Below are 10,725 nucleotides of genomic sequence, written 5' to 3'. Positions count from 1 at the left end.
ATGGCAAAGGAAAAGTTTGAGCGCGGCAAACCGCACTGCAACATCGGCACGATCGGTCACGTTGACCACGGGAAGACGACGCTGACGGCGGCGATCACGAAGTATTTCGGCGAGTTCAAAGCCTACGACCAGATCGACGGCGCGCCGGAAGAAAAGGCCCGCGGCATCACGATCTCGACCGCCCACGTCGAATACGAGACCGAGAACCGTCACTACGCTCACGTGGACTGCCCCGGCCACGCCGACTATGTGAAGAACATGATCACCGGTGCCGCCCAGATGGACGGCGCGATCCTGGTTGTGAACGCCGCTGACGGCCCGATGCCGCAGACCCGCGAGCACATCCTGCTGGGCCGCCAGGTGGGCATCCCCGCCATGGTGGTGTTCCTGAACAAGGTCGACCAGGTGGACGACGAGGAACTGCTCGAGCTGGTGGAAATGGAAGTCCGCGAGCTGCTGTCCGAGTACGATTTCCCGGGCGACGATATTCCGATCATCGCCGGCTCGGCGCTGGCCGCGCTGGAAGGCCGCGACCCGGAAATCGGCGAAAACAAGATCCGTGAGCTGATGGCCGCCGTGGACGAGTACATCCCGCAGCCGGAGCGTGCGATCGACCAGCCGTTCCTGATGCCGATCGAAGACGTGTTCTCGATCTCGGGCCGCGGCACCGTTGTGACCGGCCGTGTCGAGCGTGGCGTGATCAATGTCGGCGACACGATCGAGATCGTGGGGATCAAGGACACGCAGACCACGACCTGTACCGGTGTGGAAATGTTCCGCAAGCTGCTGGACCGCGGTGAAGCGGGCGACAACATCGGCGCGCTGCTGCGCGGCATCGACCGTGAAGCGGTTGAGCGCGGTCAGGTTCTGTGCAAGCCGGGTTCGGTGACGCCGCACACCAAGTTCGAGTGCGAGGTCTACATCCTGACGAAGGAAGAGGGTGGCCGTCACACGCCGTTCTTTGCGAACTACCGTCCGCAGTTCTACTTCCGCACGACGGACGTGACCGGGACCGTGACGCTGCCCGAGGGCACCGAGATGGTGATGCCGGGCGACAACCTGAAGTTCGTGGTCGAGCTGATCGCGCCGATCGCCATGGAAGACGGCCTGCGCTTCGCCATCCGCGAAGGCGGCCGCACCGTCGGNCAACCTGAAGTTCGTGGTCGAGCTGATCGCGCCGATCGCCATGGAAGACGGCCTGCGCTTCGCCATCCGCGAAGGCGGCCGCACCGTCGGTTCCGGCGTCGTCTCCAAGATCCTCGAGTGATCTTGACAGATGGCGCGGCGGGCTCTAATCGGCCCGCCAGCCTGACATTCTGATGGGTGCTTCGGCACCCATCATCTCTTAGGGCAGAGGCTTTCGCCGCGCCCGAACGGGTTCGATGAGGGGGCAGGGTGGTCCTGCTTCCTCCTCTCAACTCTCACGCCTATGAAAAGGCATACCGAACATGCAAAGCCAGAACATTCGCATCCGGCTCAAGGCGTTCGATTACCGCGTCCTCGATGCATCGACGCAGGAGATCGTGAACACCGCCAAGCGGACGGGCGCGCAGGTGCGCGGGCCGATCCCGCTGCCGAACAAGATCGAGAAATTCACCGTTCTGCGTGGCCCCCACGTGAACAAGAAATCCCGCGACCAGTTCGAGATCCGCACCCACAAGCGGCTCCTGGACATCGTCGATCCGACCCCGCAGACGGTGGACGCGCTGATGAAGCTCGACCTCGCCGCCGGCGTGGATGTCGAGATCAAGGTGTAAGGAGGGCAAACGGATGCGCTCTGGAGTTATCGCAAAGAAAGTCGGTATGACCCGGCTGTTCATGGAAGACGGCAAGCAGATCCCTGTGACCGTCCTCCAGCTCGAAGGTTGCCAGGTGGTCGCTCAGCGGACCGCCGAGAAAGACGGCTACACCGCCGTTCAGCTCGGTTCCGGTTCGGTGAAGGCCAAGAACGTGACCAAAGCCATGCGCGGCCATTTCGCCGTTGCCAAGGTGGAACCGAAGCGGAAGATCGCGGAATTCCGCGTGGCCCCGGAAAACATGATCGGTGTGGGTGAGGAAATCACCGCCGACCATTATTTCGAAGGCCAGTTCGTCGACGTTGCCGGCACGACCATCGGTAAGGGCTTTGCCGGTGCCATGAAGCGGCACAATTTCGGCGGTCTGCGCGCCTCGCACGGCGTGTCGATCTCGCACCGTTCGCACGGCTCGACCGGCCAGTGTCAGGATCCGGGCAAGGTCTTCAAAGGTAAGAAGATGGCCGGCCACATGGGTGCCGTCCGCGTCACCACGCAGAACCTTCAGGTCGTCAAGACCGATGCCGACCGTGGCCTGATCATGATCAAGGGCGCGGTTCCGGGTTCGAAGGGCGGCTGGGTGACCATCAAGGACGCCGTCAAGAAGCCGACCCCCGACAACCTGGTTCTGCCGGCGGCTCTGAAATCGGCCCAGGCACCTGCCGCGGCTGAAGAGGCCCCCACTGAAGAAGGAGGCGAGGCATGAAACTCGACGTGATCAAGCTTGACGGCGCGACCGCAGGCGAGGTCGAGCTGACGGACGCGATCTTTGATCTCGAGCCGCGCGCCGACATCCTGCACCGTGTGGTCCGCTGGCAGCGCAACAAGGCGCAGGCCGGCACGCACAAGGTCAAGACCCGCTCGGAAGTGAGCTACTCGACCAAGAAGATCTATCGCCAGAAGGGCACCGGCGGCGCACGCCACGGCTCCCGCAAGGCGCCGATCTTCCGCAAGGGTGGCATCTACAAGGGCCCGACCCCGCGGTCGCACGCCCATGACCTGCCCAAGAAGGTCCGTGCCCTCGGTCTGAAGCTGGCGCTCTCCGCCAAAGCCAAGACCGGGTCGCTGGTGATCATCGACACGGCGGAGACGGACGGCAAGACCAAGACGCTGGCGGCACAGGTGAAAAGCCTGGGCTGGAAGCGCGCGCTGGTCATCGACGGTGCCTCGGTCAACGAGAACTTCGCTCGTGCCGCGGCCAATATCGAGGGCCTGGACGTGCTGCCCAGCATGGGTGCAAACGTGTACGACATCCTCAAGCGTGACACTCTGGTGCTCACCAAGGCGGGTGTCGAAGCTCTGGAGGCTCGACTGAAATGAGTGCCAAGGCAGAACATTACGATGTGATCCGCAAGCCGATCATCACCGAGAAATCCACCATGGCGTCCGAGAACGGCGCGGTGGTCTTCGAAGTGGCGATCGACGCGACGAAACCCCAGGTGAAAGAGGCCGTCGAGGCGCTCTTCGGTGTCAAGGTCAAGGCCGTGAACACCACCATCACCAAGGGCAAGGTCAAGCGCTTCCGCGGCCAGCTCGGCAAGCGGAACGACGTAAAGAAGGCCTATGTGACCCTCGAAGAGGGCAACACGATCGACGTGTCGACCGGCCTTTGATCGTGGTGGGCAGCATTGCCCACCCTACGGAACCGGAGAGGCCCTCGCAGCGATGCGGGGGCCTTTTTTAATTTTTGGATGTCATTGGCAGTTATAGGAACGTTTGAGCCTGCATGCTGAAATGCTTTGCCAGCTTGAAAGTTCATGCCGGCGTCTCGTTGCTGGTGAATGCAGAAATTCGGCTGTTCCTAGACAGAACAAAACGCGTAACGTTGTCTCTGTATGCTCTATATTCAGTGACGTTTCTTGGGGTGGGGGACCCCTCAAAGCCTCTGAATGGAAGAAAGAATTTTATGTCTTGGGTGCCTTCCTGAATTAAGTCCTGCAGTAGAAAGAATTGAGTGTAGCGTTCGAAGGAGCTGAAGAGGTCAAAGAAATCAGCATATCGCTGTAGCGTTGCAGATAACGGGCTGGGTGCACCAACATAGTGAAGACGAATGCATTCGAGCGTAAGATCGAACCGGTCTTTTATACGGCTGTTGGTTCCGCGAGCCATATTGATATTTTGTTGCCTGTTGATCATCTTGGTTGGGAAAATGATGTAGGCGCCTATGGTGCTGCAAACGCGAAGAAATGCTTCCATCTCTGTTGGAGGTATCTCGGAAACGATGTGCTGCATAGATTTCCAGTATCGGTATGTGTGTCCCAGCGCATCGCTTGACAGAAAAAACTCCCCAGCGCTTGAAGAGTGGTATAGGTAAGTTTTTGAATGACTATCCGAAAGTAAAAAGCGAATGCCATTAGGTAAAGGTTTGCTCCACAGACATCGGTGATATTGTCGCAGGGTAGGGCTTCGACTATCGGGATCTCTCCCGACGGGGGTGTCAGAATAAAAGTCAAAAGTTGTATCAATGAAGGTGGTCACACCAAACTCCCTCTACCTCTTCAACTGAATTGACTTTCGAACGTTACGGGCACACCGGCAAGGCCTTGACCCGGCATCTCTCCTCCCCTATGAGATCCCATCCGCAACAGCCCCGGATTCGTCCGGGGCTTCGCGTTTGTCTTGTGACACCCGTCCCGGGCCTGATCCGGGACCTCATGCCAGAGGCCACGGACTACATCCGGGGCAGGGGATCACGGGACGCTAAGAACCGGGCACCTTCGGGGGCCTACAAACCGGCCACCTGCGGACGACCAGTCGAGGGGGCTATCACATAGGGCGGAGCCTTCCGCCCGTCTGTAAACGGAAGACAGAAAGCATGGCACTCAAGTCGTACAAGCCGACGACGCCGGGCCAGCGCGGGCTGGTGCTGATCGACCGTTCGGAGCTGTATAAAGGACGTCCCGTCAAAGCCCTCACCGAGGGTCTGACGAAATCGGGCGGCCGGAACAACACCGGACGGATCACTGCACGCCGCCGCGGCGGTGGCGCAAAGCGTCTCTACCGGATCGTCGATTTCAAGCGGAACAAGTTCGACGTCAACGGCATCGTTGCACGGATCGAATACGATCCCAACCGCACCGCCTTCATCGCGCTGATCCAGTATGATGACGGCGAGCAGGCCTATATCCTCGCCCCCCAGCGTCTCGCCATCGGCGACAAGGTGGTGGCCAGCGCCAAGGCCGACATCAAGCCCGGCAACGCAATGCCCTTCTCGGGCCTGCCGATCGGGACGATCGTCCACAACATCGAGCTGAAGCCCGGCAAGGGTGGCCAGATCGCACGCGCCGCGGGCACCTATGCCCAGTTCGTCGGCCGTGACGGCGGCTACGCCCAGATCCGCCTCAGCTCGGGCGAGCTGCGCATGGTGCGTCAGGAATGCATGGCCACCGTCGGTGCCGTGTCGAACCCCGACAACTCCAACCAGAACCTCGGTAAAGCCGGCCGCGTCCGCCACATGGGCAAGCGTCCGAGCGTCCGCGGCGTCGTGATGAACCCGATCGACCACCCGCACGGCGGTGGTGAAGGCCGGACCTCCGGTGGCCGTCACCCGGTGACGCCCTGGGGCAAGCCGACCAAGGGCAAGCGGACCCGCGACACCAACAAGGCGTCGCAGAAGCTTATCATCCGCTCGCGTCACGCCAAGAAGAAGGGTCGCTAACATATGTCGCGCTCTGTTTGGAAAGGCCCTTTCGTTGATGCCTACGTCCTGAAGAAGGCCGAGAAGGTTCGCGAAAGCGGCAAGAACGAAGTTATCAAGATCTGGTCGCGCCGCTCGACGATCCTGCCCCAGTTCGTGGGCCTGACGTTTGGCGTCTACAACGGCCAGAAACATATCCCCGTGAACGTCTCCGAAGACATGATCGGTCAGAAGTTCGGCGAATACGCACCGACCCGTACCTATTACGGGCATGCGGCCGACAAGAAAGCCAAGAGGAAGTAAGCCATGGGCAAGGATAAGAATCCCCGCCGCGTGGCGGACAACGAGGCGATGGCGAAGCTCCGCATGCTGCGCACCTCGCCGCAGAAGCTGAACCTGGTGGCCGCGCTGATCCGTGGCAAGAAGGTGGAAAAGGCCCTCACGGACCTGACCTTCTCGAAAAAGCGGATCGCCGTGGACGTGAAGAAATGCCTTCAGTCCGCTATCGCGAACGCCGAGAACAACCACGGTCTGGACGTCGATGAGCTCATCGTCGCCGAGGCCTATGTGGGCAAGAACCTTGTGATGAAGCGCGGCCGTCCCCGTGCCCGTGGCCGCTTTGGCCGCATCAACAAGCCGTTCTCGGAACTCACCATCAAGGTGCGTCAGATCGAGGAGCAAGCCTAATGGGTAACAAGACCAATCCGATCGGCATGCGCCTCCAGGTCAACCGCACCTGGGACAGCCGCTGGTACGCCGACACCAAGGACTATGGTGACCTGCTTCTGGAAGATCTCGCGATCCGCGATTTCATCCACGAAGAGTGCAAGCAGGCCGGTGTGGCGCGCGTCATCATCGAGCGTCCGCACAAGAAGTGCCGCGTGACCATCCACACCGCCCGTCCGGGCGTCATCATCGGCAAGAAAGGCGCGGACATCGAAACCCTGCGCAAGAAGCTGGCGAAGATGACCGACAGCGAGCTGCACCTCAACATCGTCGAGGTCCGCAAGCCCGAGCTGGACGCCCGCCTTGTGGGGGAAAGCATCGCGCAGCAGCTCGAGCGCCGCGTTTCGTTCCGTCGCGCCATGAAGCGCGCGGTGCAGAACGCCATGCGCATGGGCGCCCTGGGCATCCGGGTGAACGTCGCGGGCCGTCTCGGCGGTGCCGAGATCGCACGGACCGAATGGTATCGCGAAGGCCGTGTGCCGCTGCACACCCTGCGCGCCGATATCGACTATGCGCACGTCGAAGCCACGACCCCCTATGGCATCATCGGGATCAAGGTCTGGATCTTCAAAGGCGAAATCATGGAGCACGACCCGGCTGCCCGCGACCGCAAGTCGCAGGAAATCCAGGACGGTCCGGCTCCGCGCGGCGCCATGGGCGGCCGTCGCTGAGGGAGTTTGAGACATGCTGCAACCGAAACGCACCAAGTTCCGGAAGATGTTCAAGGGCCGCATCAAGGGTGAGGCCAAGGGCGGTTCCGACCTGAACTTCGGCCATTACGGCCTGAAGGCTCTGCAACCCGAGCGCGTCACCGCGCGCCAGATCGAGGCCGCCCGTCGTGCCATGACGCGTCACATGAAGCGTCAGGGCCGCGTCTGGATCCGGATCTTCCCGGATACCCCGGTGACCTCGAAACCCACCGAGGTTCGGATGGGTAAAGGTAAGGGCTCGGTCGATTACTGGGCCTGCAAGGTCAAGCCGGGCCGCGTGATGTTCGAGATCGACGGTGTTGCCGAAGACGTCGCCCGCGAGGCGCTGCGTCTGGCCGCGATGAAGCTGCCGATCAAGACCCGCGTGGTGGTCCGCGAGGACTGGTAACCGGCCGGTGGGCAGATTGCCCACCCTACGAGATGGACCCCCGCTGTGCGAACGGCGGGGGTTTTCTTTTTCTCTGGGCGGGGGGCTTTCAGGATGGGCATGTCAAACCGGCGCAACGGGATGCTGCTGCTTGCTTTGGCTGTGCTGGCCTTCTGGCTGGGGATGCTCTGGCAACGCCATCTTTATGAAGACCGCTGTCTCGATCTGGGCGGCGGACGGGAGCCCGGCGGCTATCCGGTCTGCGTGGTGGTGAAAGAGCCCGCGTCCTGAGACATGGGAGCGGCGGGGACGGTGGGCAAGAATTGCCCACCCTACACCCGCCCCGGACCCGATCCGGGGCCTCGTGATTTCCGATGAGGCCCCGGATCAGGCCGTGCACTCAATCCTCTCGCCAGCCCCCGCGACTCGCGCTATGAGGCGGCATGACCCAGATCCGCTCCCTCTTCGCGACCCGCCTCTACCGCGCCCGGCTCTCCGAGCATGCGCCCGCCATCGACACCGCCGAGCTGGAAAGCTCCTGCTGGTCCATCGCCGAGGACGACGAGGCGGGGCAGGCATGGTGCGACGAGAACAACTATCCCGGCTACACCTCCTATGCCTCGCTGACCGATCTGCCCTGGCGCTTTCCGATCTTCGCCGATCTGGTCGCGTCCATCGACAAGCATGTCGCGGCTTTCGCCGGGGATCTGGAATTCGATCTGGGCGACAAGGCGCTGGTGATTGAGGACATCTGGATCAACATCCTGCCCGAAGGCGGCACCCACGCCTCGCATATCCACCCGCATTCGGTGATCTCGGGGACGACCTATGTGTCGATGCCGGGCGGCACCTCGGCGCTGAAGCTGGAAGACCCCCGCCTGGGCTTCATGATGGCCGCCCCCGCGCGCCGCAAGGGCTGCCGCGAGGAGCTGAAGACGTTTGTGTATGAGGCGCCGGAGGTGGGGGACATCCTGCTTTGGGAAAGCTGGCTGCGCCACGAGGTGCCACCGAACCCGGCCGAGGAAGAGCGGATTTCGGTGAGCTTCAACTATAAGTGGGAGTGAGCGGGGCTCCGGACTTTGCCCGGCGGTTCGGCGTAGCAGGCAAACTCTCCGGTAGAGAGTATGAGCTGCGAACGGGCGGCGCTTGCGCTTTCGTAGCCTGCCGTCATGCTGCGGCGGTTTCAAGCTCCGGGATGGCCTCACCGGCAAAGACCACGTCCTCCCAGGCAATAGCGTTTGAGCCAAGAGAGATAAGCACATCGTAAGGGTCTTCATCCGAGGTGCCTTCGTAACGTAGCGCGAGCTGGTATGAGGGATCGCCGCCGCCGGGAGCCTCCGTCGTGACGATACGTGCGGTGGTCAGCGTATGCGTGGCGGTCTCTGCGAAGGATTCGATCATCAGCACATCCGTCCCGCTTTCGAAATCGCCGATATTGGCGACTGTGAAGGTTCTGGGGGTTCCATCCGAATGGCTGCTGAGCTCCGGGGTGGGGCTTGTCCCGTCTGTTTCAGAAATCGTGATCTCGAACGTATCGCTGCCCGCGCCTCCGAACAGAGTGTGGGCTTCCTCGAATATGTCAGCGTTCGGCAGGTAGGTTGCATATGAGAGCGCGTCGTCGCCCTCATCGCCGTAGGCATAGACGAAATAGTTGGCAGCGTTGGAGCCCATTCCGCTGACCTCGAGGGAGTCGTTTCCATTACCGCCGTGCAGGTCGCCATGGCGCTCCCCGATCAGGGTGTCGTCGCCTTCGCCGCCGTCCACGTCGAACCCCTCGCCGCTCAAGTCGGTCACTTGGATCCGATCGTTACCGGCGCCGCCCAGGATCGTGGCTCCGGCGGAGCCGGCGGTGATTTCGTCATCACCGTCGCCACCGTCCAGAACGCCATAGGCCAAGGGCGCCTCGATCGTGTCGTTGCCGCCGTCACCGCTGACGTCTCCGGACCATTCGCTGTCATAGACGGACAGGCCCGTGGCGAGGTCGATCAGATCGTCACCGTCGCCGGCCCGCAGAGACGCTGACCTGTCGCTGTCGTCGATGCTCTCGCGGGTCATTTCGTCGTCGCCGTCGGTGCCGGAGATCAGCCCGTCGATGAGAGAAAAGAAAGAGTCGCCGCCGCCGCCGGTCGGAGTTTCGTCCGGCTCTTCTGCTGGGGGGGTGCCGGTGGTGTCGCCCGTCTCGGGCAGGTCTTCGGCGGTGTCTTCATCCTGGCTTTCACCGTCATCGCCGCTGCCGACAAGCGCCCATCCCAGACCCACGGCGAGGAGCCCCATCAACGCAACACTCGAAAACATCCACTTTCCTTTTCTCTGCTTGGTATGGCGACTTCAGTAACATACGGAGACTGCGCTGAAATTCCCTGCGAGTCGAGTCTTTTGGCGCTGGTTGGCGTCAGGAGCCGGGGGTTGGGTATCCGGTCCCGCATTCTTGGGAGGAGAGGCTGGCGCCACTGGGGGTGGATTGTGAAAATCGGTTTCCCTTGCCAACTTCGCAAAACGCGCCTATAGAGCCCGCTCATCCACCTCCACCGGGAATCAGGGTGACCCGCGTAACGACGGGGCTCTCCGGTGATGTTGCAACGAAGGAGCGACCGACATGGACGCCAAAGAGCTCAGCTCGAAGACCCCGGACCAGCTCCGGGACGAGCTTGTGGCACTGAAGAAGGAGGCCTTCAACCTCCGCTTCCAGAAAGCCACCGGCCAGATCGAAAACACCGCACGTATCCGTCAGGTGCGCCGCGACGTGGCGCGGGTCAACACCGTGCTCAACCAGAAAGCCGCTGCTGCGGCGTCTGCGGAATAAGGAGTTCCCAATATGCCCAAGCGTATCCTGCAAGGCACCGTGACCTCCACCGCCAACGCCCAGACCGTCACCGTTTCGGTCGAGCGCCGCTTCAAGCACCCGGTGCTTCAGAAGACGATCCGGAAGTCGAAGAAATACCGCGCTCATGACGAGGCGGAAAAATTCGCTGTCGGCGATACGGTCCGCATCATCGAATGCGCGCCCAAGTCGAAAACGAAACGCTGGGAGGTGATCGCGGAGTAATCCACGACACCTTTCGGTTTGATCGAAACCCTGGGGGGTAGACCAAGAACAACCCCCAAAGGTCGGGAGAAACCACATGATCCAGATGCAGACCAATCTGGATGTCGCTGACAATTCCGGTGCCCGGAAAGTTCAGTGCATCAAGGTCCTCGGCGGCTCGCATCGCCGCTATGCATCGGTCGGCGACATCATCGTCGTATCGGTGAAAGAGGCCATTCCGCGCGGCCGCGTGAAGAAGGGGGACGTCCGCAAGGCCGTCGTCGTGCGCACCGCCAAGGAAGTCCGCCGTGAAGACGGCACCTCCATCCGCTTTGACCGCAACGCGGCCGTCATCCTGAACAACGCGGGCGAGCCGGTCGGCACCCGTATCTTCGGGCCGGTGGTGCGTGAGCTGCGTGCGAAGAACTTCATGAAGATCATCTCGCTCGCTCCGGAGGTGCTCTGAT

At 61.8% G+C, this 10,725-nt stretch carries 16 protein-coding genes and 1 pseudogene; 15 read left to right on the top strand and 2 right to left on the bottom strand.

All coding sequences use genetic code 11. The annotated features are described in order from the left end of the window. The 5 genes and pseudogenes from tuf to M4578_RS24345 all read left to right on the top strand — a co-directional run. A pseudogene (gene tuf / locus M4578_RS24365) lies at positions 1-1,173 on the top strand (elongation factor Tu); the annotation flags it as partial. A gap of 275 nt (positions 1,174-1,448) precedes the next feature. Then, positions 1,449-1,757, top strand: a complete 309-nt coding sequence (rpsJ, locus tag M4578_RS24360) for a 30S ribosomal protein S10 (protein WP_007792792.1) — start codon at positions 1,449-1,451, stop codon at positions 1,755-1,757. Between the two features lie 13 nt (positions 1,758-1,770). Next, a complete protein-coding gene (rplC, locus tag M4578_RS24355) occupies positions 1,771-2,499 on the top strand; it encodes a 50S ribosomal protein L3 (protein ID WP_258095738.1) in 729 nt (242 codons plus the stop codon). Then, entirely contained in the window at positions 2,496-3,113 is a 618-nt protein-coding gene (rplD, locus tag M4578_RS24350; protein ID WP_258095737.1) for a 50S ribosomal protein L4, read from the top strand. Before rplC ends, rplD begins: the two co-directional genes overlap by 4 nt. Beyond that, complete coding sequence (locus tag M4578_RS24345) at positions 3,110-3,406, top strand: 50S ribosomal protein L23 (protein WP_258095736.1); 297 nt, start codon at positions 3,110-3,112, stop codon at positions 3,404-3,406. The genes rplD and M4578_RS24345 overlap by 4 nt, the downstream gene beginning before the upstream one ends. Before the next feature lie 142 nt (positions 3,407-3,548). Here M4578_RS24345 and M4578_RS24340 read toward each other — a convergent pair whose 3' ends face one another. Further along, positions 3,549-4,271: a DUF6994 family protein gene (locus M4578_RS24340; protein ID WP_258095735.1), complete on the bottom strand. Its 723-nt coding sequence runs from the start codon at positions 4,269-4,271 to the stop codon at positions 3,549-3,551. A 337-nt stretch (positions 4,272-4,608) separates the two neighbouring features. On the opposite strand from M4578_RS24340, the gene rplB reads away from it, so the two are divergent. The 7 genes from rplB (at position 4,609) to M4578_RS24305 (ending at position 8,297) form a co-directional block, all read left to right on the top strand. Continuing rightward, entirely contained in the window at positions 4,609-5,451 is an 843-nt protein-coding gene (gene rplB / locus M4578_RS24335) for a 50S ribosomal protein L2 (RefSeq protein ID WP_258095734.1), read from the top strand. A gap of 3 nt (positions 5,452-5,454) precedes the next feature. Then, a complete protein-coding gene (rpsS, locus tag M4578_RS24330) occupies positions 5,455-5,733 on the top strand; it encodes a 30S ribosomal protein S19 (protein WP_258095733.1) in 279 nt (92 codons plus the stop codon). A 3-nt stretch (positions 5,734-5,736) separates the two neighbouring features. After that, on the top strand, positions 5,737-6,117 hold the full coding sequence (rplV, locus tag M4578_RS24325; RefSeq protein ID WP_258095732.1) for a 50S ribosomal protein L22: 381 nt from the start codon (positions 5,737-5,739) through the stop codon (positions 6,115-6,117). Then, positions 6,117-6,827 carry a 30S ribosomal protein S3 gene (gene rpsC, locus M4578_RS24320; RefSeq protein WP_258095731.1) on the top strand — a complete coding sequence of 237 codons (711 nt, stop codon included), beginning with the start codon at positions 6,117-6,119 and terminating at the stop codon, positions 6,825-6,827. Before rplV ends, rpsC begins: the two co-directional genes overlap by 1 nt. Before the next feature lie 13 nt (positions 6,828-6,840). After that, positions 6,841-7,254, top strand: a complete 414-nt coding sequence (gene rplP / locus M4578_RS24315; RefSeq protein WP_007792765.1) for a 50S ribosomal protein L16 — start codon at positions 6,841-6,843, stop codon at positions 7,252-7,254. 99 nt (positions 7,255-7,353) lie between these two features. After that, positions 7,354-7,524: a hypothetical protein gene (locus M4578_RS24310; RefSeq protein ID WP_258095730.1), complete on the top strand. Its 171-nt coding sequence runs from the start codon at positions 7,354-7,356 to the stop codon at positions 7,522-7,524. Positions 7,525-7,676: 152 nt separating this feature from the next. After that, complete coding sequence (locus M4578_RS24305) at positions 7,677-8,297, top strand: TIGR02466 family protein (RefSeq protein WP_258095729.1); 621 nt, start codon at positions 7,677-7,679, stop codon at positions 8,295-8,297. A 103-nt stretch (positions 8,298-8,400) separates the two neighbouring features. On the opposite strand, the gene M4578_RS24300 is transcribed toward M4578_RS24305, so the two are convergent. Beyond that, positions 8,401-9,528, bottom strand: coding sequence for a hypothetical protein (locus tag M4578_RS24300; RefSeq protein ID WP_258095728.1), 1,128 nt, complete (start codon positions 9,526-9,528; stop codon positions 8,401-8,403). A 301-nt stretch (positions 9,529-9,829) separates the two neighbouring features. On the opposite strand from M4578_RS24300, the gene rpmC reads away from it, so the two are divergent. The 3 genes from rpmC to rplN all read left to right on the top strand — a co-directional run bounded on the left by rpmC (position 9,830) and on the right by rplN (position 10,724). Continuing rightward, positions 9,830-10,036: a 50S ribosomal protein L29 gene (gene rpmC / locus M4578_RS24295; protein ID WP_076696734.1), complete on the top strand. Its 207-nt coding sequence runs from the start codon at positions 9,830-9,832 to the stop codon at positions 10,034-10,036. Between the two features lie 12 nt (positions 10,037-10,048). Beyond that, positions 10,049-10,279 carry a 30S ribosomal protein S17 gene (gene rpsQ / locus M4578_RS24290; RefSeq protein ID WP_258095727.1) on the top strand — a complete coding sequence of 77 codons (231 nt, stop codon included), beginning with the start codon at positions 10,049-10,051 and terminating at the stop codon, positions 10,277-10,279. A gap of 76 nt (positions 10,280-10,355) precedes the next feature. Then, entirely contained in the window at positions 10,356-10,724 is a 369-nt protein-coding gene (gene rplN / locus M4578_RS24285; protein WP_023851005.1) for a 50S ribosomal protein L14, read from the top strand. Position 10,725 lies beyond the last annotated feature (1 nt).

This window comes from Salipiger pentaromativorans (assembly GCF_024721115.1).
Taxonomy (GTDB): domain Bacteria; phylum Pseudomonadota; class Alphaproteobacteria; order Rhodobacterales; family Rhodobacteraceae; genus Salipiger; species Salipiger pentaromativorans.
This window is presented reverse-complemented; position numbering and strand designations above follow the sequence as displayed.